We start from the raw sequence: 22,752 nt of genomic DNA, 5'->3' as shown, positions 1-22,752 counted from the left end.
GTTTCTTTTGCTCATTTCTCATCCAACCCGATACCAATTTAAAGAATGAAAAGTTAAACCAAAAAGATTAACAACAGATCAATAAATTAACAGGGAAGACTAAAAAACAGACAAAACATTACATTGTCGTCAAGGTAACCCAAAAATGACAACGTTATCAAATTGATTTAAGTCTTTATTTTGTTGATTTGTCATTGAATTGTGTACAGTAAGACCTTAGTATTGTTCAAAATAATAATACGAAATATTTAGTTTTGAGCACATTAAGCAGATTTTTCTTACTTGAAGAAGAACAAAAACCACGTGTAAACGTCCCGACATGGCGTCTTAGTGCCCTTCGTATTATTTTAACCACGGGGCTTGTGTTATGCCTTGGTATTTTCCTTAACAGCTTGCCTGCAGCTATCGACTATAACTTAAACTATGTCATTGCATTGACTTCAGGGTTCACGATTACGTTAGCTGCTTTACTTTTATTTAGCAGTCGCTCCTTCTCTATAACTGCTCACTTACTACTTATATGCATCGCAACAGCTGGTGTGATGATTAAACTCTTTATCCCCAACCTACAATTAGCGCACCTAGGTTCCATATTTGTCTATATCACACCTATCATCGCATTAATTCTAGTTGGCAAAAAAACGGCTACCTTTTACGCAATATTAAATATCATCCCTTTCGTTCTTATATTAAAAAACATTAATATTGCTATCGTCCCCGCTGAGCAAAGAATGTTAGTTGACGCCGTTTTACACATACAACTGCTGCTATTTTTCTTCCTTAACTGTTGTATTCCTTTGGCAGTTTGGCGCACAAGCTTGGCGGCTAGTCGCTTAAACAAGCATATGCTCGAAAACAATACCTTGTTAGAGTCGCAAAAACAGATTTATCAACGTTTTTTTCAAAAGTCATTCAGCGCCATCATTTTGGTAGATCAAGACTTCAATATTGTGGAGGCCAATGACAAAGCTAAAAGGTTGTTGAGTATTCAAACACTCCCTTTACCACTGTCTCTCAAGCGTATAACACCTGATAATATTGAGTATTTATCATACGACAACGAACTCTTAGACTCAGTCTCAAAAACATTTACTGTTGAGGACAAGTGTATTGAGGTTGCAGCGCAAGAACTGCACTCTAATGAGATCAAAGCCTGGTATCTTCAAGATGTTTCTGATCAACAACAGCTTCAGCAAGACTTGTTAACGCTTGACGTTGCACATCAGCAAGCAAAGTACTTTGATAAAGCAACCAATTTGCCAAATAAAACGTGGCTTCTTGAGCAACTCCAAGCGCATATCGATAGGGGCAAACCTTTCGCCTTGCTAATCGCAGACAATTTAAATAAGCACGTTCTTGATTATATGATTGATGGCGAACAACACCGAACGCTTTATGCACGTATCAACCAGATTGTAGAGCAAGATGCTGAGCTGTTAGACCAAATCGCATATATCGGTGCAGGCCGCATCGCGATTTTAGTCGAGGCTAAAGGCCCGCTTAAGGATATTGCAAGCCGCTGGCATAAAAAGCTAGATTTTTGGATAAAGCTGGGCCAGCATCAATTCCACTCGAAATATGCCATCGGTATTGCGACATACCCAGAGCATGGCTACATCGCTGAACGACTCCTTAAAAGTGCATTACAAGCCTGTGAATTGAGGGCGCCTAATCAAATAATTACCGTATTTGATCAGCTCACACGCAGACAAACATTAGCCAGACATGAAATGGCACTCTTACTGGAGAAATCTATCGAGTTAGGTGAACTAAAACTGTATTTACAAAGCAAGCACGATATCAATAAAAGCATCATTGGTTATGAAGCGCTTGCAAGGTGGCACAATAGTTTGCTGGGTTGGGTACCACCATCACAATTTATTCCTATTGCAGAAGAATTTGGCCTTGTAAGTCATGTAACCAGAACCATGTTAGATCGAGTCTGTCAATTTTTGACCGCTAATCCTCACATCAATGTTCCAATTGCCATAAATATTAGCTCCAGAGATATAGAAGATCCCCTTTTTATTTCTCAAATACAACATATCACTGGCAAGTATGACATTGCGCCAAGCTCAATTGAGTTAGAACTGACCGAATATAGCTTTGCAGATGACCATAATCACGTAATGGATCAATTGGATGAATTAGGGTTTATCTTAAGTATCGATGATTTTGGCACTGGTTATTCAAATATTGCGCGAGTTCTGGAATGCCCGATACAACGCTTAAAGCTTGATAGAAGCCTACTGACAGACATAACGGACCTTAAAAAGCAGCGTTCGCTTCTACTTGGCCTCAAGACAATATGTGAAAACATGCAGATATCTTTACTTGCCGAAGGGGTTGAAACGCAAAAAGACTTCGACCGTTTAAGCCGACTTGGCATCACTGAGTTTCAAGGGTATTGGTTTAGTAAGCCCTGCTGTGCAAGTGAATTGAACTTAAAGAATATTGAAGAAAACAATATTGTATTGTCATAAATCAGTAATATGAATAGCGTTAAATATACCTGTCTAAACATATTTGTTTGACATTTGAACTCCCCCTTGGATTATTTAGCGCTTGATTTTCAGGCGCCTTTTCTTTTTAAACTCACAAATTTACAAAATTTAAAACAAAAAAACCCAGTCACAAAGTAACTGGGTCTGTGCGCTTAATTAATTTTAAAATTAACCAAGTAGTTCGCCTAATTGCTGACTTACGGCGTCAACAGCTTGTGTGCCGTCTAGCTTGTGGTACTTAGTATTACCTGCGTCAGCTTCTTTGTTGTAGTAGTCAACAAGCGGTCTTGTTTGGTCGTGATAAATACCTAGACGCTTGCGCACCGTTTCTTCTGTATCATCAGCACGGATAATTAGATCTTCACCCGTTTCATCGTCTTTGCCCTCAACCTTAGGTGGGTTGTATACAACGTGGTAAACACGGCCAGAACCAGGGTGTACACGACGACCGCCCATGCGCTCTACGATGATTTCATCAGCAACATCAAACTCGATAACATGATCAATATTGATTGCATTTTCTTTCATTGCGTCAGCTTGAGGAATTGTGCGTGGGAAGCCATCTAATAGGAAACCTTTCTCACAATCAGGCTTTGCGATACGCTCTTTAACTAAACCAATGATGATTTCATCAGAAACTAGTTGACCGGCATCCATCACTTTTTTCGCCTCTAAACCTAACGGTGTGCCTTCGCTGATAGCAGCGCGAAGCATGTCGCCAGTAGAGATTTGAGGGATACCAAATTTTTCCATAAGAAATTGAGCTTGAGTGCCTTTACCAGCACCAGGCGCGCCTAAAAGGATAATGCGCATATTATGTTCCTCGATTCTGAGTTTACTGTATTTTAATTGGTTGGAATTTTTTCATATTGCGCGTTGATACTCAAGTCACTTATACCAATTGATTAGAGGTTTTGTACCCTATCTCAAAAGAGCATGAAGATAATCAAAAGATTGTATAAAAACCACTCACATAATTCGTGTAATCATCCAAAATAAGTGGCATGGTAGAACAACACGCATAAAAAAGCCCCGCACATTTTGCAGGGCTTCATTTTAATACTTAGTTGCAATTATAAATTATAAGAATGCACCTAACGCTTTAACTTGGTCAATCATGCGGTTTGAGAAACCCCACTCATTGTCATACCAAGCCATCACTTTAACCAGTTTACCCTCTGCTTTTGTTTGCGTTGCATCGAATACTGATGACGCAGGGTTGTGGTTAAAGTCGATTGAAACAAGTGGCAACGTATTGTATTCAAGCACACCCGCCATCGCACCTTCTGCAGCAGCTTTAACAATTTCGTTCACTTCTTCAGTAGTTGTTTCACGCTTAGCAACAAAAGTTAAATCAACTAAAGACACGTTTACTGTAGGAACACGTACAGCCATACCGTCAAGTTTACCAGCAAGCTCAGGCAATACTAGGCCAACCGCTTTTGCCGCACCTGTTTTAGTTGGGATCATTGACTGTGTTGCACTACGAGCACGGTATAAATCTTTGTGATACACATCACATAAGTTTTGGTCATTTGTGAATGCATGAATCGTTGTCATGCTACCCTGCTCTATACCAATGACATCGTTTAGCGCTTTTGCAACTGGCGCAAGACAGTTAGTTGTACATGATGCATTTGAGATAATGTTGCTGTTTTCATTTAACACATCGCTATTAACGCCGTGAACAACAGTCGCATCTAAATCTGTACCAGGCGCAGAAACAATTACTTTTTTCGCACCCGCCTCGATGTGCTTAGCCGCAGCCTCACGAGATGTGAAAATACCGGTACACTCTAGTACGATATCAACATTTAATGCTTTCCAAGGAAGATTTGCAGGATCACGCTCTTGCGTTAGCGTAATTTCATCATTACCGATAACGAGTGTATTACCAGCAAGTGTCAATTTTTCATTAAAACGACCATGTACTGAATCGAATTGAGTTAAGTGTGCGTTTGTTTCTGCTGGAGCAAGATCATTGATGGCAACAATCTTGATTTGGTCATTTTGACCTGATTCGTAAAGTGCGCGTAGTACGTTGCGACCGATGCGGCCATAGCCATTAATTGCGATGTTGATCATGATTACATTCCCCTAATTATTTAACTTCACTTGCTTGTTTTGCAAGCGCTTCGATGGCTTGCCAGTCTTTATTTGCAATTAGCGATTTATCCAACATCCAAGTACCGCCAACACAAATTACATTGTTTAACGCCAAGTATTTAGGCGCGCTTTCAAGTGATATTCCACCCGTAGGGCAAAATGTCACTTGCGGAAGAGGTCCACCAATTGATTTAAGCATGGGTGCACCACCAGCAGCTTCTGCTGGGAAAAACTTCAAAAACTTAAAGCCATGCGAGGCAAGTTCCATTGCTTCACTGGGTGTAGCTGCACCCGGTAAAAATGGAATATCAGTGCTTTTAGCAAGTTCTAGTAATTCTGAGCTCACACCAGGGCTTACCATAAAGTCTGCGCCCGCATTAACTGACGCTTCGAAAGAAGCCTTGTCGACAACAGTGCCTGTGCCAACATAAGCTTCTGGTAACGCTTCTTTAATTTGTTTTACCGCTTCAGCTGCAACAGGCGTTCTAAGCGTTACTTCAAGTGCACGCAGACCACCATTGTATAAAGCACGCGCCAACGGAATTGCATCTTCTAATTCTTCTATGACAATTACCGGTACTACGGGCGCTGCCGATAAGATCTCTTGTATTTTCATATTTACCCCATCCCCAATGTTGTTATTCATCGATACCAAAGGCGCTAGCACCCAAGTCCGCACTGCTCACCATGTTTCTAAACCCGGTGAATAGCTCTCGGCCAGTACCAAATGTGAGTTCTGGTTGTGTTAATTCTAATTCGCGCTCTGCGAGTTCTTCATCTGACACATGTAAAATTAAATCACCATTTGGCGCATCAAGCGTGATCATGTCACCTTCGCGGATCTTCGCGATGATGCCGCCTTCAACGGCTTCTGGCGCTAGGTGAATAGCCGCTGGTACTTTACCTGACGCACCTGACATACGACCATCTGTTACAATCGCAACTTTATACCCCTGGTCTTGCAAGGTTGCCATTACTGGCGTCAACTTATGTAACTCAGGCATGCCTTTGGCTTTAGGACCTTGCTCTTTAATCACAGCAATAAAGTCTTGGTTAAGTTCGCCATTGGCAAACGCATCTTGAAGAGATGCTTGTGAACTAAATACTTTTGCAGGTGCAGAAACAAACTGGTGTTTCTCGGCAACAGCTGACACTTTAATTACCGCTTTACCCAAGTTACCTGTTAATAGCTGCAATCCACCCTGCTTGTTAAATGGATTTGATACAGGTCTAAGCACATCTTCATCCAAAGATTTTTCAGGGCATGGTACCCATTTCACTTTGCTTGGCCCTTCACTGTTGGTCATGATCACATTGGTATCAACATCTAAAACAGGCTCTTTGGTGTAGTCGTCTAGGCCTTCACCAACAATGGTTTTAACATCATTATGCAAATAACCCGCATCGCGCAGTTCGCGCATTAAGAAGCCCATACCACCAGCTGCTTGGAAGTGGTTTACATCCGCAGAACCATTTGGATAAATGCGCGTTAGCAATGGCACTACTTCCGACAGCTCAGCCATGTCTTTCCATGTGATCTGTACGCCAGCGGCTTTCGCCATTGCAACAAGGTGTATTGCGTGGTTAGTAGAACCACCTGTTGCAAGTAAACCAACTAACCCATTGATAACGGTCTTTTCATCAACAATCTCACCGATTGGGTTTGCTGATTTAGTTTCAATTAGTTGTTCGAGCATCATTTTAACAGCACTTGCCGTTAAGCCATCTCGCAACTCAGTATAAGGGTTGATGAATGAACTACCTGGTAAATGAAGACCCATGATCTCCATCAACATCTGATTTGAGTTTGCGGTGCCATAGAAAGTACAAGTACCCGCACTGTGATATGATGCACTTTCCGCTTCTAATAACTCTTCACGGCTTACAAGACCTTGTGCAAAGCTCTGGCGAACGCGCGCTTTTTCTTTATTTGGAATGCCTGATTCCATTGGACCGGCTGGTAAGAAAAAGATTGGTAAATGACCGAAAGAAAGTGAACCGATAAGCAGTCCAGGGACAATCTTGTCGCATACACCTAAACAGAAAACACCGTCAAATACATCGTGTGACAAGGCCACTGCAGTAGACATCGCAATAACATCACGTGAGAACAAAGATAGCTCCATACCATCGCGACCCTGAGTAACACCATCACACATAGCCGGTACACCACCAGCCACTTGAGCTGTTGCATCGTATTGGGTTGCTATCTTCTTAATTAAATCTGGGAACTCTAAATAAGGAACATGTGCAGAAAGCATGTCATTATAGGAATTAATAATCGCTAGGTTTGGCTGTTCATCAGCTTTCAATCTTGCTTTATCGCTGCTTGAACAAGCAGCCATTACGTGTGCTAAGTTACCACACCCAAGTCCAGCTCTTACGCGCGTTTGTTTTTTTGCTTCTTGTATACGCTTAAGGTAGGCACTACGAGTTGTCTGGCTGCGTTTAACGACTCTTTCAGTAACTTCTTGAATTCGAGGATGCAACATAATCCGCCTCTCTGCATGTTTAGAGGAAAAAGGCTCAGCACATCTCACATGTACTGAGCAGCTTTGATTTACCCGTTCAAAGGTACGCTGGCAGGTTGTCTCTCACCTCAACCTGACACCGGTGTCACTGTATTAACTCACACTTATGACACCGGTGTCAACCCATTGAACATTAAATTTAGATTAAATTAGGTCCATACTTAAATTATGGACAAAAAAAGCCCAATCGCTAGGGATTGGGCTTTGAACAAGTAGATGTAATTGTAAATGGGTTACTTGGCAGCGGTAGACTCTCTGGTAATGAGCTTGGCTTCAAGTACTTTTTGATAAACTTCTGTTGAAGGATCAGATATTTGTAATATAAGTTGTTCCACTGCTTGACGCGTCATTTCTTCAACTGGCTGCGCAATTGTCGTTAAGCCAGGCCATATATGTCTGGCGATCGGTGCATTGTCAAAACCCGCAATAGAAATATCTTCAGGCACCCTAAGCTTCCTTTGAGTCGCTAACTTCAGCACGGCTGCCGCCATGTAATCATTTGATGCAAATACCGCTGTTGGCATAGGCTCTATGTCTAAAATCTCTTTCGCACTATCAGCACCTGAGTGGTAACTGAAGTTACCCTGCGCGACTAAGCTTTCTTTAAATTCTATACCATGGTTCAGCAATGCATTCTGATAGCCACTAAAGCGTTTTTCCGTCGCACTATGGTCTCTGTGACCTTTAATAAATGCGATATCTTTATGACCGAGTGAAATTAAATGCTCTGTTAACTCGTAAGCACCTTGCTCGTCATTACTGCTAACTGAGATAGATGATTCATCTTCTAAAGCCGACGCAACGCGAGCAAAAGGCACATTTTGCGTTTTCAAAAAGTCAATTAACTCTTGAGAATCGGAAAAAGGCGGAGTCAAGACCAGTCCATCTAGCCTAGAAGTCGTCAATAATTGATCAACGTTGTGGATCAATTCCTCACCTCTGAGTTCACAGGGGTGAATCAGCAAGTTGTAATTAAATTTATGACACGCCTCTAACGCGCCGCTTTGTACCCGAGTAATATAACTTTTACTTGGATTGTCATATAAACAGCCAATAATAAAGCTTTTATTTCGCGCTAATCCACGTGCAATCGGGTTCGGCTTATAGTCCAACTCTTTAAAAACTTGGAGTACCTTTTCACGCGTAGCTGGACTTACATTCGGTTCATTATTAAGTACCCTAGAGACCGTTTTTTTCGAGACTCCAGCATACTCAGCTACGCTGTTAATGGTTACTTTTTTCATATTTATTCCAATTTACGAAAATTGGTGACGGCTGTGAAGACACGCCGCCGCACCAATTAAAGGAATATTATCCTGCACAACTAAAGTTACTGGAATTTGCCCAGCGTACTGAGACATTATCCCTTTTTCTGTAAACCTTTCAACAAATCGACTAGACATTAGTCGTTCGGTCATGCGGGGTAAAATTCCACCGCCAATAAACACGCCACCTAACGCCCCGAAGGTTAACGCAAGATCACCTGCAACACTGCCAACCCAATCACAAAATTGATTCAGCGTTGCATCACATACTTCACACTCTTGCGCTCTCGCGCTTATCTGTGCAGCATTTAAATCTTCAGCTTGCACACCTTTTACTTGAGCCATAGCTTTATATAATCTGGCAAGCCCTGGGCCAGAAAACACAGTTTCAACAGACACATGCCCAATACTTTCTTTTAAAACATGCAACAATTGTCTATCTAACTCAGTCACCGCAGCCAAACTTATATGGCCAGCTTCACAGCTCAATACTGAACTACTGTGTATATCACTCACATGACAAGCGGCGCCAAAGCCCGTACCAGGACCCATTACAGCGATGTTAGCACCCGGTGCAGCTTGTCCTGCCTTGATTTGTATATTGTCTTCTTTTTTCAAGTAAGGCGCAGCATAAGCAAATGCGGCAAAATCATTTATGACCGCACACTGCTCAAAACCAAACTGAGTCTGTACTTCTTGAGTATTAAAATTCCAGCCTAAATTGGTTAAAAATACCTGATGACCTTTAATTGGCCCGGCGACTGCAAAGCATGCTCTGGAAGGTTTTGAAATAGTGAGTGAATCGAGGAAAGCTGATAAAGCTGATTCAAAAGACTGAAACTCTGCACTTGGAAAAGTGAGTTGATGGGCAATTGTAAACTGGTTAGAGTCTAAATCGTATTCTGTCACGACGGCAAATCGAGCATTTGTACCACCAATATCGGCAACGATAATCGGCTCGAAGGCACGGTCATGACCATTAAAACTGTTAAGTGTTGTCTGGCTCATGCTGTTTTTCTCTGTTGTTGCGGTGTTCCAAACACCTATTGGGGGTTACCCCAGTTGTTATCCCAAATCATAATCAGCCGAAACTTTGCACGCAGGCTGAAAAAAGAGCTGCCCCAATTTAGGGCAGCCAAATACGTTTTGACAACAAAATGATAAAACATCGACATTATGACACCGGTGTCAAAGTACATCAATAAAAATTTACGCCTTTTATGAAATTGGTTGCAAAAAAAAAATAATCAAAGACAATGTTCACGACGCAATTAAACTAATTTTGAACATGAAAACAAAAGGTAAAGCGACTTCCTTTGACATTGCGCATTTTGCAGGTGTCTCGCAATCCACAGTGTCAAGGGCACTGCGTAATAGCCCTCTTGTCAACGAGGAAACCCGCAGGAAAGTGTGGGAAGTAGCTAAAAAGCTTAATTACAAAGTAGATAAAAATGCCAGCAATTTACGCACTCAGCAAAGTGCTACTCTGGCAATATTGTTATTTGAAGACCCGACAGGTGACGAGTCTCAAATCAACCCGTTTTTCTTAAATATGCTAGGTAGCATTACCCGAGCATGTGCGAAAGAAGGCTATGACCTGCTTGTTTCTTTTCAATCTATCAGCCAAGACTGGCGGGCAGAATACGAAGACAGCCACCGGGCAGATGGCATTATTTTACTAGGCTATGGTGATTATATGGATTACCAAGAGCGTCTTCAGAATTTACTCGCACAAGATACCAAGTTTGTATGTTGGGGTGCCAAAGTCGAAGGTCGACAAGATTTAACCGTCAGTTGTGATAACTACGGCGGTGGCCAACTTGCTGCCCAGCACCTGATAGAAAATGGAAGAAAACACTGCGTTTTCATCGGCGATGCATCCGAACATAGCCCAGAGTTTTTAACTCGATTTAAAGGTTTTCAAAACACATTAGAACAACACAATATCCCTTTAGGCGAACGAAGTATTGCCAATGCAATCTCCACAGAGGATTCAGGCTACCATGCTACACGCTCCCTTTTGGCCAACAATGTTAAGTTTGATGCCCTATTTGCCGCAAGCGACCTGATAGCTATTGGTGCAATCAAAGCGTTAAAAGAAGCGGGTTTAAAGATCCCAGAAGACGTGAATGTCATTGGATTTGATAATATCGCTGCGGCAAATTACATTACGCCCTCACTGACCACAATTCAACAAAACACGACTTTGGCAGGTCAAATGCTAGTTTCTAATTTACTCTCTCTTATTAGAGGTGAGCAAATAGTAGACACACTCCTACCACCAAAACTGATTGTTAGACAGTCTACGACGAAGTAGATTGATTCTTTGTCGCTTTACATTGCATAAAGAGTAAGGTCCAACGAGACCTATTTACTTTGACCCAGCTCTGTGCGATCTGCTTTACTGTCCGCCCATATACATCAACTTGGGCGGAGAGCGCTTCTATCTCCTCTTTATTTAAATCAAACTGTTTGATCCCTTCAACTAAACAAGGAAACAATTTAACAAAGCGATTGCTAGACACCTTTTTGAGCCAACCCGCTTTTGGATTACCACAATCATATGCTAGCTTTGAATTCACACCCCATTGCTTGTCTTGCTCACACGCTGCGGAATGTGCTGGGAACTCGACAAACTCACCAGGGTAAACAGATCCAACCCAGTTAGGTGTCCAGTTGAATACCAACACCGGGCGCTTATCAGCAATTGCCTCTTTCAGCTCTTGCCAAATTGCTTCTCCGTTATCCACCTGTTTAACTATAAAATTCAAACCTAATGCTTTAATCCGTGCCCTATCCGGCTTTTCCCATGGCCCTGAAACATAGACCCCCTTTCCTTTTGAACCAATCCTTGCAAACACCCTATCGCACGTTCTAAGCGCTCTCCAATCAGGCAGACCTGGGCACATATCCTTGACATAGAGTGGATACCACCAATCTTCTCGGGTCACAATTGAATAGTTCCCAAGGTCCACAATCGCGCCAGCTCGGTGCAATTGTGTAAATTTATCTTCCATCGTGCCCTGCCACACTTCTAATTGTAAGTCGGCTCTATCGGTCTTCAATAAAAACCACTGCATATCAACAGTGACCTCTATTAGCTCCACCTCATAACCAAGCCTGATAAATATTTGTTCGGCAATATTGGCTAAGATCTGTTGGCTCGTCCAATCGTTCACGACAATCCGGATAGGCGCAGCCAATGCATAACTATTAAAGAATAAAAGAAATAACCAAGCTTTTTTCATCATAAATATTGACTTTGTATTTTATAAATAACAAAACTCACCTAGCAATGAATGTAGGTATACCACTACATTTTTACTCGTATTAAGCCTGTTTTACTAACGTATAAATATATGCAAAACACATCTCTCCAGATGCTTTTTTTACCTCACATATTTCCCTTTTATACTCAGAGCCCTCAAATCCATCTAACACCGACAAATAATCTGCAAGTTGTACGGAGTAAAACAGTAGGCCCTTCACCCATTCACCATGAGCATCCAGCTCAATACCTGGGTATCCCATAGCAGCCCCCCAACCTTGCTCGTAAAGCTTGCCTTTCACCCAGCCTGTTTCAAAATCACCATCCAAGGGGCTCAAAACATGCTCGTTTGCACACCCCGGTGCCAAAGAGCCATAGACAAATAATTGATTAAGTGCATTGTTCATATTTCTTCCTCAGAAAATATGTCATGTATTACTATAGAATACCCCTCTCATTTAGCCTTAAAGCATCTACGTAACCGCGCGAATTAATGCAAAAGTCAAAACGTTTGCTAAGATTTACGTAAGCTATGCATGAAGCTGCATGTAAGATGTTAATTGAGAACCACTCTAGAATAATCAAAAAAGGACACTGTAATTAGTGCAAGTTCATGATTTAACTTTAATGCTCTCCCTTTTTTTCGCTTCGATTACCGGCGCAATTGTCCTCAGTGCTATCACAAAAATGAGCCAAACAATTGAAGGAACTAGATATTGGGCAATTGCACTCGGCATATTATCCATTGCCTATTTATCTCAGCTCTCTATGCAAGGCATGCCAAGGTATATCATGGTCATCACTTTTAACACTTGCCTGATCCTAGGGCATGCATTTTGGTTAATCGGTGCTTGGCATTTTGTCCACAAACCACCCTCTAAACAAAAAATATACCTGCTCATCTTCCCAGTCCTGATCTTGTCATTGGTTTTTACTTTGCTTATACCGGATAGGTCGCTGCGTCTACTCGTGATTGGTGTCTGGCTACTGCTAGTTAGAGCAAATTATGGCTGGGTTCTATGGCAGTATGCAAAACATGACAGAAACGAGTATATAGCCGTCACAATAACGGTGTCTGTTGTTCTATTGGAGCTTATATTAAGCTTCTTCTACACCCTGTATGGTGCTTTTGGTGCACTGCCAAGTATTGGCGAACAGTTCAGCTGGGTTGGAGGATATACTTGGGTCGTTGCGTTAATCGGCATCGTCGCAGGAGTCCCTCTTCTAATGCTACTCAGTGTAGGCCGCTTTGTTCGCAAACTAGAATATGCTGCGCATCACGATGAACTGACAGATTTGCTCAATCGCAGAGGCCTATCTAAATGTTTAGATAGCATCATGCCTTTGTCCCAACGCAAGTGTCGTTCACTGAGTGTCATTATGCTTGACGTTGATCATTTTAAATACATCAATGATGAATTTGGTCATCAAACTGGCGACCAGATACTTGCACACGTTGGCAAAAAGTTAAAATCGTCTGTGCGCGCTTCTGATCTCGTCACTCGTTGGGGCGGAGAAGAGTTTTGCATTGTCTTATTTGACACCTCTCCTGCTCACACGATGCAACTTGCAGAAAAGGTCAGAGCTGCATTCTCTGCAAGTTTAGAGCAACTAAACCCTCAATTAAACAACGTGACCCTAAGTGCTGGAATTGCCAATACTGAAACAGTCTCCAAAGCGGCGTTTGAAGCAACACAACTACAAGCAGATAAAGCGCTCTATCAAGCAAAAAATAATGGTAGAAACCGAAGTGAAATGCATTTAATTGAAGATGTATAAATCTTGTCAAAATGGCATATTTGTAGAGATTTCTTTTAAGCGCATGGAAAAATACATAGCTTTATCTTTATCATCGTTTGCTTCGTACCACTGTACAGCCAGTAAGTAGCACGCTTTAATCCGGTTAGTTAGCTCAAGTTCAGAAAAATGTGCTAGCGCCATGTCGATTGCAGACCGAGCTTGTCTATCTTGTTCTTGCACACGCCATTTTGCATTGTAATAAATGGCGAAAGAGAGTATTTCGATGTTATTTAACGTGCCGCTCGATTTAAGCTGCTGAAGTGTATTCAAATCACTGTCTACCCTCTCCCAATCCCGTGAATTTTCTCCAGAATACAACCAGCCTAACCAGCGATAATATATATGCTTCTCGATGTCATTTTTATATTCAACACTTAACTCATTGACCATGTTTTTAGCTAAAGTGGCCTTACCAAGTGCATTTGTAAACTTCGCTTCGACTGACCGAATGGGTAATACAATATCAGCCCCCTCATATTGATGAAGCGCTTTTGCTTTATCGATAGAAACTAGCGCTTGTTCAAACCGGTTTTGGTTTATATAAATGGTCGCTTGTTTAAGGTGTAGAATGCCCATCAGTGTCAAATCATTTCGCATGTTCGCGTATTTGTAACTTGTTTGATAATTACTCAAAGCGAGAGCGAGCTTTTCTTCTTGACGCTTTCTATCCCCACGGGCCATCCACGTACTTGCTAGTTCCAAATATTTGGTAACACGATATTGCTTTTCGGGTGCACTTGAACACCCAATATTTATGAGTGAAAACATAACGAACATCACGGTACATGTCTGTTTAATCATGCATTTCCACTCCCGTGGTCTGAGGCTGCTTCTCTATACCACCTTTTAACATTGGATGATTATTTAACGCCTGTAAGGTCTTATCCATTTTATCCAATACTTGTTGCATGCTATGAATCGCTATGGCGAATTGCTCCCTCTCACTGTGAACATCTTTGAGCATAATCTGCATGACAGTAAGACTCTCATTTAAATTATTTAAGACAATGGGTAATTGCCTATCAGTGACATCACCAATTATCTTTGCTGGCTCTGCATAGTTGTTTAATGTAGAACCAGCTTGTCCCATCAGCCGCTCAGTAGTGCGTAAAGTTGTATTGATTTGTTCCAGTACTTTTGGCATTTGCTCTAATACCTGCTGACTTTGCGCCAGCGTACGCTCAGCGTCAGGTAGCAAATCGCTACCTTTGACTTCTTCACTCACCACCATCAAATTATCACTAATTTTAGCCACACGATCTAAGACTCTAAATATTGCTCCCGCCTCTGGGTTATCTTCTTTTTGAAAGTTTTGCAGTAGCTGGTTGATACTGCCCAAGATACTTTCAATATCATCCCCTTTTTGTGCAATCAGGCCTTTATTGACATAGCTTTTACCAAGCTCACTATTGATATGAGGAATGTAGCTGTCTGGCGCTAGCTCAACGTATTCTTTCACGCTACTGGGATCTGGTAGAATAAGCTCAAAAGTCGTGACATCATCAAAAATTGGATGTTGTTCACCAGCCAGTACCGCATACTTTACAACTTTGTTTTGATACTCCCTAAATACCCATAGCTCAACTTCAATTAAATTAGATTCATGATCCAACCTGAATCCATCTATTCGACCCACTTTTAGGCCTTTAAAATAAATAGCGGGTAAGGCACTTAACCCACTTGCATCTTGTAATATCGTTTTATAATAGGTTTTGTCAGCGAAAGTATGGTTGTTCACTAGGATCATCGCAGTCATGATTAACAACATAAAGATGCCTGCCACACCAAAAAGCAAGACGATATTATTCGTTTTTTTTACGCTGTGCTGCATCAGTTAAAACTCCGAAAAGCAGAACAGTTCATTCAGTTCTAACTGCTCATCAGCCAACGTTTCAATGACTTCTTTGCGATTGGAGCACAAAATTAATGTCGTCCCCTGAGCCTTTAATTGCACTAACAACTTAAGTACATACTCTCCCCACTGCTCATCAATCTCTGCCATCGGGGCATCCCAAATCACCGCGCGTGGTTTGAGTAAAAGAGCACGAGCAAGGCCCGCTAATGAAGCTTGTCCCGAGGACAGCATCTCTGTACGCTGCGGTAAGTAGTGCTGTAATGCAAACTCCTCAGCCAGAGTATTGATCCGGTGATATTTTTCAGATTTATCCAATTCTTTGTAATGACGATTTAAAGGCAACATCAAATTCTCTTCTAAAGTCAGGTTAGAAATTAGCCCTGACAATTGAAATACCACGCCCACATCGCGTCTAAAATCCGAGTAATCTTTTGCATTCAATGTGTTTACATCACGTCCATCAACCAAAACTTGGCCACTATCCGGTCGAATAATGTCGCTTGCAATACTGAAGAATAATGTTTTGCCACACCCAGAGCGACCTGAAACAACCAAGCACCGTCCACTACTTACACGTGCATTTAAATCATTAAAAATGGTTTTATTTTTTACAGAGTGGGAGATGTTTTTAAACTCAATTTGCATTATCACCGCCCTGTTATTATCACGTATAGTAAAGTGAGTGAAACATGAATCAAACAAATTGAAATGAGCCCTCTGCCAACCGCTTTAATATTTCGCTGCGGCACTTCAGTGATAGCCCGATTGACTGTCAGCCCGTGATAACTTGCAATGAGACTAATAAAAAGGCCAGAAAATGCGACTTTTAACAACATGATGACGATATCAAACCAGTGTAACTCACTGACAAGCTTTGCAAAAAAAGTACTGACTGGTATTGACTGAAAAGCATTGCTGACTAAGTATCCGCCAAAAATACCACATGCGACAAAGTAGCTCATCAGCAAAACCAAAGACACTATCATCCCCAAAACGCGTGGTGCAACGAGATAAGAAATGGGTGACACTCCCATTGCGATTAGCGCATCAATTTCTTTACTAACTACCATGTTACCGAGCTCCGTTGTGATAGCCGTGCCAGAGCGCGCTAACACAATAAAGCAAACAATAAACGGCCCCAAATCTCGCACTATCGTCGAAATTAAGATATCGTAAATCCAATTTCCCTGCCCAATGGCCGCTAGTAATGGGTAGCCTTGAACTATGATTAACGCACCGATCAACATGGCGATAAGTACCACCAGCCCTAATGCTTCAACGCCTGTAAATCGAACTTGCCTGACAAGCACATCAAAACTGATAGAACGATTACGATGGAAAAATATAAAGTCTGAAATAACGTAAGCTGAAAAAGGCAAAAATCCATATGCAATCATAACTGTACCTCGTTATCAAAGTTCAGTATATCAAGCATCAATGGTCTTCTTTAACTATGAGTCATATCATTAAGATTAGCAGAACAAAGCAAATAATGACCGCCATTCATATAAAATTTATCTAGGTTACTGCGCTTCGGTAACGGAAAATTAAAAGCGGTTTTACCAGCGCATACTTATTGCTTATTTTTATAAAAGCCTCATATAAAATATCAGCAAAGCAAAATTTAGAATGAAATAGCAACCTACAGGTGAAGTTTGAATTATCTAGCCCATTTATTTCTCGCAAAGGAAACTGCTCAATCATATCACGGTAATTTGCTTGGTGACTTCCAACGCGGAATAGATACCGCAACGCTGTCGCCTAGTATGAAAAATGCACTAGACAACCATGTATTAGTCGATAAATTTACCGATTTTCATCCTCTTGTTAAACAGTCTAAATCTCTATTTAGCCACAAACGCCGGCGATTCTCTGGTATTGCACTGGATGTTCTCTATGACCACCTACTTATAAAACACTGGACCCAATTTAGTCCGACTTCATTTCATGAGTTTAAAGTGCATAGTTACCAGCTTCTCAATCAACAACTGCCTATGATGCACTTACCTATGCAACATGTGATTAAAAACCTAATTACCAATGACTGGTTTGAGCAATATTGCACCCTCATTGGCACTCAGCAGGCACTTAGTAATATTGTAAAAAGGGTACGGTTTAAAAACGAATTTAGCGGAATTGAGGTTGAAATTGCTGACAATCTTGAACAACTTGAAGCGTCATTTTTGTGCTTTTTTCCAGAACTTATTGAGCATATTGCACAATATGGCCCAGAGAACGAACACCGACTTTAACGCGGGTTAGACTTTATCGTTTACAAATCAACCACCTTCTGAAATTATGGTTATACAACAACCTAGCATCTGATAACGATCATGAACTTAAATCAAGTCACACTACCAGTAAATAATATGCCAAAGGCCGTTGAATTTTATCAGGCCCTTGGTTTCAAACTCATTGTTGATACGCCGCATTATGCTCGCTTTGCATGTCCAACAGGCGGGAGTTCATTTTCTCTATCACTGGAAACGGGAGCGTTTAAAAATGGCGCTGTGATATATTTTGAACACAAAGAACTGGATGAATGGGTGGAACAGCTTATTGCAAAAGGCATTCAATTTGAACAGTTACCAACGATGGAAAGGTATCTCTGGAAAGAAGCCATACTCCTTGACCCATCCAATAACAAAATCAAGCTTTATTGGGCTGGAGAAAACCGTTTAAACCCGCCTTGGCGCGTTAACTAATTCGCCTATGGCTTGTTATATCCGGGGATTTTGTCCGTGTCTATTTCATCTATTTGTTCGGGCTTTAAATACTGATTTGCATAATCTAAATACACACCTGAGCTGACAAACACATCGAACAAGTCTGGATCAATGTGATCACCCAACTTCATCTTACCCATAATAAACAAGCATTCACTGAGCGGCTTCGCATCTTTATATGGCCTATCAGCAGCGGTTAACGCTTCAAATATATCCGCTATCGCCATGATCCGTGCCGGTACAGACATTTGCTCTCTGGTTAGGCCCTTTGGATACCCAGTCCCATCCATTTTTTCATGATGCCCCCCAGCAAATTCAGGGACTCTTCGTAAGTGCTTAGGAAATGGTAACGCCTCAAGCATTTCCAGCGTGATATCCATATGTTTATTAATCACCAACCGCTCTTCTGTGGTAAGTGTGCCTCTTGCAATACTTAAATTATAGACTTCTTCTTGAGATAACAGTGGTTGCGCTAAGCCATCAATCACAACGTTGTAATTGTCAGCCAAGCTCTGAACCCGCTGCTGATCAGCTTCTTTCATGAATTCGCCACCGATATTAGTCCGAGCTAAGAATGCACACTCATCTTCTAATTTATCCAAAGCCTGCTGTAACTCCATTTTCAGTGTCTTGACGATTTGTTGCTGATCCAAAGCCTCAGCTTTCATTATCCGCTTGGTGTATTCTAGTTCTACGTCTCTTTTTGCTATTTCAATTTTAGCAATGACCAATTCAATTCGATCGTATACTGAATGAAGTTTAGTAGCCTTATCCATCACATATTCAGGGATGGCAATCTTACCGCAGTCATGTAACCAACCTGCAAGAGAAAGCTCATGCCTATCCGCCGCTGTCATTTTAAAGTCAGCCATTGGCCCTGTCTTTGCCTCATGGACCGCACTGGCTATCATCATGGTTAGCTCTGGCACTCTTCGGCAATGCCCTCCTGTATAAGGAGACTTTTCATCGATTGCTTTAGCAATTAACCTAGTAAACGCTTGAAATAATGTTTCCATATCATCAATCAGCTGTCTATTGGTCAAAGCCACCGCAGCCAATGAGCTCATTGAACATATCAACTCAACGAGATCAGACGAAAACCTCACCACTTTGTCCTTACAGCGAGGGTTTATCAGCTGTAAAACGCCATTTAAGTCCCGTTCATGATTCGCCATAGGTACCGTTAACACAGATTGGGTGTGATACCCTGTTTTCTTATCCATAGCTCTGGCAGCAGATAAATCATAATCAGTGCAATCATAAACATCATCAATTCTGATCACATCTTTTTTTGCTGCGGCGAGCGCTACTAAAGCACTTTCGTTGGGCGAGCCATCTTCTAAATATATGGGGATTGCGGGAAATGGTATCTCTTTGCCTGATGTCCCTCCCATGTGTAACCCAAGTGGCTCGTTAATCAACGTTGCAAACTTGAGCTGCGCATCTTCTGAGACCGAATAAATTGTACCGCCTTCAGCATTACTCAACGCAATTGCTGACTCTAAAATATGCTCTAATAGCCTGTCAGTATCATGTTCTGATGAAAGCTCAATCGCAAGCTTAAGCAAATGCTTTAATGCAACTTGGCTCTCAATGATGTCTTCTTCAGCTACTGTGCTACGAATTGACAGATCCATGGCCCTTTACACCCATACTATTTCGACTTGTGCGTATAACTTCCATCCCAGTTTTCTCCGGGAGGATGAGATTGCATTTCACGCACTCTTTCACAAAGAAGTTGATAAATTTTTCTTTGTGGCTGTAACTCTATTAGTTTAGTAAAAGCTGGCAAAGCTTCCTGCCAAGATTGCGATAAATACAACTCCCAAGCTATTTTATGTGCTTTAAGCTCCTCATGCTGGGCCTCTGTTACCTCATTTTTAAGTGCAATAGGCTCAAAAATAGTCACCGCGAGGTTTTTCCCTTTTACCTTTACTTTGTCAATTGGTCGAAAAACAATATCCGAACATTGCTCATAAGTCATCTCACTGACCAGTACCCCCACCCCATAAAATTTTGTTAATCCCTCAAGGCGCGATCCTAAATTCACCGCATCACCAAGCACTGTGTATGCTCTTCGATATTCGGAGCCCATATCCCCCACATTCATGTCTCCAGTATTTAGACCAATACCGATAGCAAAGGGTGGGAAACCTTGCTCTATCATCTGCGCTTGCAAATCATCGACTTGACGCTGCATTTGCATAGCACACTTAACAGCAAGCTCTGGATGTTCATCAACAAGCAACGGGGCATTCCAAAAAGCCATCACCATATCACCGACATATTTATCAATGGTGCCTTGGTACTCGAAAATAATTTTTGTGATGGGAGAAAAGTATTGGTTTAAATATGCCTTTAACCTCCCGGCATCAAGTGACTCAGAGATGCTTGTAAACTCTCGTATATCAGCAAATAGCACGGTCATTACACGCTTCTCACCTTCCATAGAAGCCTGATCAGGTTGTTCTAACATCGAAGCAATATGTGCAGGCGGTACATATTGGTCAAATATAGATTTAATTTGTACGCGCTCTTTATGCTCTCGCACAAAACCAAGGCTACCCAAGATTGTCGTTTGCGAAATGGTTAAGCCTAATATCGCGATTTGCGGGAAGTCTAGCCGCCAAACAACCCATGCATAAAAACTAAAAAAGATAAAACATGATGTGACAAACAAAGCTAGCAACGTCATACCCAAAACCCCCAGCAGTGGAAGTACAATAGACATTGCTAGTCCCAATATGACAAGTAAGACAACGACCGCGCCATCGATCCAATCAGGGCGAGAAGGCAACAACTCAGGAAACACTAATCCCTCTAATACATTTGCATGAACTTCTACACCCGGGTATTGCACCCCTACCGGTGTGGTTCGCAAATCAGCATGACCAACCGCGGATGTACCCACAAACACAATGGCCTGATCAAACAAGCTTTTATCTATATTGCCATTGATCACATCAATGGCCGAAATATAAGGGAAACTAAAGGCAGGGCCTCTAAAAGGTATTGCAACGCGGCCATAGTCATCTGTCGGAATAAGCGTAGTGCCTAATTTTATTCCCTGTACGCTATGACCATCACCAAAAGGCTTGGCGACTATCTCTACGGTATCTGCTAAGGTATACAACCTAGCCGCTTCTAAAGCCAGCGCAGGGTAAGCCTCTTTATCGTGTTTAATCATTAGCATTGAATATCGTACAAACCCGTCACCATCCGGTGCACTATTTATAAAACCAGTTCCTGGGCTATTTTCCTGCAACACTTTTACGTTCGCGACATGGCCAGAAAAATCTGGAATAGGTAAATTATCAGGGGAAATCTCACTGGCGAAAATAGGGTCAGGAAGCTTGCCGACCAAAATATCCTGTTGATGCTCAAACAACATACCCAAAACCGTATCTGTTGCATCCAGTGTTTTAGAAAAAGCGATATCGGCATCAATATTTGGGGCAATCGAACGTAGAATTTCGTTAGTCTGTGGATCTGTTGCACCCAAGTGTGAAGCCACTTGCATAGCTGGATTTAGTTCAGGCTCAGAAAATAAGACATCATATGCAACAACAGATACGCCTGCAGCAACGAGTTGGTCTTGCAATTTCCCCATTACGTGGCGGCTCCAAGGGAAGCGACCTATTTCAATCAAGCTTTGCTCATCAATATCAACGATTACAATGGGTAAAAATGACCTTTGTTGCCAAGGCAGTGATTCTTTGAGTCTCACATCATAAGCTAGCCCCTCAAATCGTTTCAACACTTGTCCATAAGGTGCTGCAGGCGATAACGCGAGCATATGAAGTAAAATAAATAAAAAAGTAATAACACTACCTGTCGCCCACTGAAGCCGGTAAAGCTTGAAGTGTTTGGCAAGGTTCATTTAATCACTAAACCTTCGTGCGCAATTATAGTATTGAAATTGAACCCTTTTTGACCAATGTCTATTGCAATTTGGTTCAAGTCTTTATCAGTTCTAGCCGGATCATGGCTAATAATCACTAAGTTTTTTACTTTCCCTTGTACCGCTAAAGCCAAAGCATCTTTTATTTGAGAATGCCCCCATCCCATTTTTAATGGGTAATCACTGGGAATAAACTGCCCATCGTGGATTAAATAGTCAACTTCTGCTACAAACTCCACCCACTCATCAAAGCTCGTAACAGGGTCATTCGGTGGGTACAATTCATTATCAATGGCATAAACAATTTTGACTCCATCAACGGTTAAGCGATAAGCACTCCCTCCACCTGGGTGGTTCATCGCCATACGTTCAATATAAATATCTTGATAGTGCCAGGTATCATTATGTTGTGGTAAAACTTTCACAATTGAGGGTAAATCAGCATATTGCACTGGAAAGTAGCTACCATCCATTTGCCTCAAAATCGCATCAGGCGCCTGTGATTCAGTTACACCGGGCACAATTGTTATCTTCCTATTTGGCATATATGCAGGCACAAAGAATGGAAAGCCTTGAATATGGTCCCAATGATTATGGCTGAGTAAAATATAAATTTCTCGAGTATCTTTTATGAGCTCATCACCAAGGAGCCTTATACCAGTGCCAGAATCTAAGATGATGTGTGTACCGTTCTGACTTTGCAGTGATACACACACTGTATTACCACCATATTCGACTGTGTCTGGCCCCGGTGTGGGGATAGAGCCCCTCACACCGTAGAATTTTAACTGCATTC

General features: G+C 41.7%; 20 protein-coding genes. 5 read left to right on the top strand and 15 right to left on the bottom strand.

Annotated elements, in window-relative coordinates:
- Positions 1–254: 254 nt before the first annotated feature.
- A complete protein-coding gene (locus tag JF50_RS12330; protein ID WP_039609766.1) occupies positions 255–2,483 on the top strand; it encodes a GGDEF domain-containing phosphodiesterase in 2,229 nt (742 codons plus the stop codon).
- Between the two features lie 189 nt (positions 2,484–2,672).
- Here JF50_RS12330 and adk read toward each other — a convergent pair whose 3' ends face one another.
- The 6 genes from adk to glk all read right to left on the bottom strand — a co-directional run bounded on the left by adk (position 2,673) and on the right by glk (position 9,414).
- On the bottom strand, positions 2,673–3,317 hold the full coding sequence (gene adk, locus JF50_RS12325) for an adenylate kinase (RefSeq protein ID WP_039609765.1): 645 nt from the start codon (positions 3,315–3,317) through the stop codon (positions 2,673–2,675).
- 267 nt (positions 3,318–3,584) lie between these two features.
- Positions 3,585–4,589 carry a type I glyceraldehyde-3-phosphate dehydrogenase gene (gene gap, locus JF50_RS12320; protein WP_039609764.1) on the bottom strand — a complete coding sequence of 335 codons (1,005 nt, stop codon included), beginning with the start codon at positions 4,587–4,589 and terminating at the stop codon, positions 3,585–3,587.
- 16 nt (positions 4,590–4,605) lie between these two features.
- A complete protein-coding gene (locus JF50_RS12315) occupies positions 4,606–5,226 on the bottom strand; it encodes a bifunctional 4-hydroxy-2-oxoglutarate aldolase/2-dehydro-3-deoxy-phosphogluconate aldolase (RefSeq protein WP_039610150.1) in 621 nt (206 codons plus the stop codon).
- A 22-nt stretch (positions 5,227–5,248) separates the two neighbouring features.
- Positions 5,249–7,102 carry a phosphogluconate dehydratase gene (edd, locus tag JF50_RS12310; RefSeq protein ID WP_039609763.1) on the bottom strand — a complete coding sequence of 618 codons (1,854 nt, stop codon included), beginning with the start codon at positions 7,100–7,102 and terminating at the stop codon, positions 5,249–5,251.
- Between the two features lie 272 nt (positions 7,103–7,374).
- Entirely contained in the window at positions 7,375–8,385 is a 1,011-nt protein-coding gene (locus JF50_RS12305) for a LacI family DNA-binding transcriptional regulator (RefSeq protein ID WP_039609762.1), read from the bottom strand.
- 12 nt (positions 8,386–8,397) lie between these two features.
- On the bottom strand, positions 8,398–9,414 hold the full coding sequence (gene glk / locus JF50_RS12300; RefSeq protein ID WP_039609761.1) for a glucokinase: 1,017 nt from the start codon (positions 9,412–9,414) through the stop codon (positions 8,398–8,400).
- 280 nt (positions 9,415–9,694) lie between these two features.
- On the opposite strand from glk, the gene JF50_RS12295 reads away from it, so the two are divergent.
- Positions 9,695–10,723 (top strand): LacI family DNA-binding transcriptional regulator, encoded by a 1,029-nt coding sequence (locus JF50_RS12295; protein ID WP_039609760.1) that lies wholly within the window; start codon positions 9,695–9,697, stop codon positions 10,721–10,723.
- Here JF50_RS12295 and JF50_RS12290 read toward each other — a convergent pair.
- Together JF50_RS12290 and JF50_RS12285 are read right to left on the bottom strand one after the other, a co-directional pair.
- Positions 10,710–11,657 carry an ABC transporter substrate-binding protein gene (locus JF50_RS12290; RefSeq protein WP_052262274.1) on the bottom strand — a complete coding sequence of 316 codons (948 nt, stop codon included), beginning with the start codon at positions 11,655–11,657 and terminating at the stop codon, positions 10,710–10,712. The two genes, JF50_RS12295 and JF50_RS12290, sit on opposite strands and share 14 nt — an antisense overlap.
- A 79-nt stretch (positions 11,658–11,736) precedes the next feature.
- On the bottom strand, positions 11,737–12,081 hold the full coding sequence (locus tag JF50_RS12285) for a gamma-glutamylcyclotransferase family protein (protein ID WP_039609759.1): 345 nt from the start codon (positions 12,079–12,081) through the stop codon (positions 11,737–11,739).
- Between the two features lie 280 nt (positions 12,082–12,361).
- Between JF50_RS12285 and JF50_RS12280 the strand changes: the two genes are divergently transcribed.
- Positions 12,362–13,453 (top strand): GGDEF domain-containing protein, encoded by a 1,092-nt coding sequence (locus tag JF50_RS12280; protein WP_160290472.1) that lies wholly within the window; start codon positions 12,362–12,364, stop codon positions 13,451–13,453.
- A gap of 6 nt (positions 13,454–13,459) precedes the next feature.
- Here the strand turns inward: JF50_RS12280 and JF50_RS12275 are convergent, their stop codons facing one another.
- The 4 genes from JF50_RS12275 to JF50_RS12260 are packed head-to-tail and all read right to left on the bottom strand — an operon-like array spanning position 13,460 to position 16,726.
- Positions 13,460–14,275, bottom strand: a complete 816-nt coding sequence (locus JF50_RS12275; RefSeq protein WP_039609757.1) for a hypothetical protein — start codon at positions 14,273–14,275, stop codon at positions 13,460–13,462.
- Positions 14,268–15,305 (bottom strand): MlaD family protein, encoded by a 1,038-nt coding sequence (locus JF50_RS12270; protein ID WP_039609756.1) that lies wholly within the window; start codon positions 15,303–15,305, stop codon positions 14,268–14,270. Before JF50_RS12270 ends, JF50_RS12275 begins: the two co-directional genes overlap by 8 nt.
- 3 nt (positions 15,306–15,308) lie before the next feature.
- Positions 15,309–15,974 carry an ATP-binding cassette domain-containing protein gene (locus JF50_RS12265; RefSeq protein ID WP_039609755.1) on the bottom strand — a complete coding sequence of 222 codons (666 nt, stop codon included), beginning with the start codon at positions 15,972–15,974 and terminating at the stop codon, positions 15,309–15,311.
- A gap of 2 nt (positions 15,975–15,976) precedes the next feature.
- Positions 15,977–16,726 carry an ABC transporter permease gene (locus tag JF50_RS12260; RefSeq protein ID WP_052262273.1) on the bottom strand — a complete coding sequence of 250 codons (750 nt, stop codon included), beginning with the start codon at positions 16,724–16,726 and terminating at the stop codon, positions 15,977–15,979.
- 258 nt (positions 16,727–16,984) lie between these two features.
- Here JF50_RS12260 and JF50_RS12255 point away from each other — a divergent pair, with 258 nt between their 5' ends.
- Both JF50_RS12255 and JF50_RS12250 read left to right on the top strand, forming a co-directional pair.
- Positions 16,985–17,581 (top strand): ACP phosphodiesterase, encoded by a 597-nt coding sequence (locus JF50_RS12255; RefSeq protein ID WP_039609754.1) that lies wholly within the window; start codon positions 16,985–16,987, stop codon positions 17,579–17,581.
- Between the two features lie 81 nt (positions 17,582–17,662).
- The gene (locus JF50_RS12250; protein WP_039609753.1) at positions 17,663–18,034 is read left to right on the top strand and encodes a VOC family protein; all 372 of its coding nucleotides are present in this window, start codon (positions 17,663–17,665) and stop codon (positions 18,032–18,034) included.
- A 5-nt stretch (positions 18,035–18,039) separates the two neighbouring features.
- Here JF50_RS12250 and JF50_RS12245 read toward each other — a convergent pair whose 3' ends face one another.
- The 3 genes from JF50_RS12245 to JF50_RS12235 are packed head-to-tail and all read right to left on the bottom strand — an operon-like array spanning position 18,040 to position 22,750.
- On the bottom strand, positions 18,040–19,692 hold the full coding sequence (locus tag JF50_RS12245) for an HD domain-containing phosphohydrolase (protein WP_039609752.1): 1,653 nt from the start codon (positions 19,690–19,692) through the stop codon (positions 18,040–18,042).
- Positions 19,693–19,709: 17 nt separating this feature from the next.
- On the bottom strand, positions 19,710–21,935 hold the full coding sequence (locus tag JF50_RS12240; RefSeq protein ID WP_052262272.1) for a CHASE2 domain-containing protein: 2,226 nt from the start codon (positions 21,933–21,935) through the stop codon (positions 19,710–19,712).
- Positions 21,932–22,750, bottom strand: a complete 819-nt coding sequence (locus JF50_RS12235) for an MBL fold metallo-hydrolase (RefSeq protein WP_039609751.1) — start codon at positions 22,748–22,750, stop codon at positions 21,932–21,934. The genes JF50_RS12240 and JF50_RS12235 overlap by 4 nt, the downstream gene beginning before the upstream one ends.
- Positions 22,751–22,752 lie beyond the last annotated feature (2 nt).

Source organism: Pseudoalteromonas luteoviolacea, assembly GCF_000814765.1.
GTDB lineage: Bacteria > Pseudomonadota > Gammaproteobacteria > Enterobacterales > Alteromonadaceae > Pseudoalteromonas > Pseudoalteromonas luteoviolacea_H.
The sequence above is the reverse complement of the archived record's forward strand: the minus strand, read 5'-3'. Positions and strand labels throughout refer to the sequence as shown.

What these genes read in the sequence shown, in the direction of transcription:
- adk (WP_039609765.1), bottom strand. Translation starts at nt 3,317, where the DNA reads ATGCGCATTATCCTTTTAGGCGCGCCTGGTGCTGGTAAAGGCACTCAA.
- gap (WP_039609764.1), bottom strand. Translation starts at nt 4,589, where the DNA reads ATGATCAACATCGCAATTAATGGCTATGGCCGCATCGGTCGCAACGTA.
- JF50_RS12315 (WP_039610150.1), bottom strand. Translation starts at nt 5,226, where the DNA reads ATGAAAATACAAGAGATCTTATCGGCAGCGCCCGTAGTACCGGTAATT.
- edd (WP_039609763.1), bottom strand. Translation starts at nt 7,102, where the DNA reads ATGTTGCATCCTCGAATTCAAGAAGTTACTGAAAGAGTCGTTAAACGC.
- JF50_RS12305 (WP_039609762.1), bottom strand. Translation starts at nt 8,385, where the DNA reads ATGAAAAAAGTAACCATTAACAGCGTAGCTGAGTATGCTGGAGTCTCG.
- glk (WP_039609761.1), bottom strand. Translation starts at nt 9,414, where the DNA reads ATGAGCCAGACAACACTTAACAGTTTTAATGGTCATGACCGTGCCTTC.
- JF50_RS12295 (WP_039609760.1), top strand. Translation starts at nt 9,695, where the DNA reads ATGAAAACAAAAGGTAAAGCGACTTCCTTTGACATTGCGCATTTTGCA.
- JF50_RS12290 (WP_052262274.1), bottom strand. Translation starts at nt 11,657, where the DNA reads ATGATGAAAAAAGCTTGGTTATTTCTTTTATTCTTTAATAGTTATGCA.
- JF50_RS12285 (WP_039609759.1), bottom strand. Translation starts at nt 12,081, where the DNA reads ATGAACAATGCACTTAATCAATTATTTGTCTATGGCTCTTTGGCACCG.
- JF50_RS12280 (WP_160290472.1), top strand. Translation starts at nt 12,362, where the DNA reads ATGAGCCAAACAATTGAAGGAACTAGATATTGGGCAATTGCACTCGGC.
- JF50_RS12275 (WP_039609757.1), bottom strand. Translation starts at nt 14,275, where the DNA reads ATGATTAAACAGACATGTACCGTGATGTTCGTTATGTTTTCACTCATA.
- JF50_RS12270 (WP_039609756.1), bottom strand. Translation starts at nt 15,305, where the DNA reads ATGCAGCACAGCGTAAAAAAAACGAATAATATCGTCTTGCTTTTTGGT.
- JF50_RS12265 (WP_039609755.1), bottom strand. Translation starts at nt 15,974, where the DNA reads ATGCAAATTGAGTTTAAAAACATCTCCCACTCTGTAAAAAATAAAACC.
- JF50_RS12260 (WP_052262273.1), bottom strand. Translation starts at nt 16,726, where the DNA reads ATGATTGCATATGGATTTTTGCCTTTTTCAGCTTACGTTATTTCAGAC.
- JF50_RS12250 (WP_039609753.1), top strand. Translation starts at nt 17,663, where the DNA reads ATGAACTTAAATCAAGTCACACTACCAGTAAATAATATGCCAAAGGCC.
- JF50_RS12245 (WP_039609752.1), bottom strand. Translation starts at nt 19,692, where the DNA reads ATGGATCTGTCAATTCGTAGCACAGTAGCTGAAGAAGACATCATTGAG.
- JF50_RS12240 (WP_052262272.1), bottom strand. Translation starts at nt 21,935, where the DNA reads ATGAACCTTGCCAAACACTTCAAGCTTTACCGGCTTCAGTGGGCGACA.
- JF50_RS12235 (WP_039609751.1), bottom strand. Translation starts at nt 22,750, where the DNA reads ATGCAGTTAAAATTCTACGGTGTGAGGGGCTCTATCCCCACACCGGGG.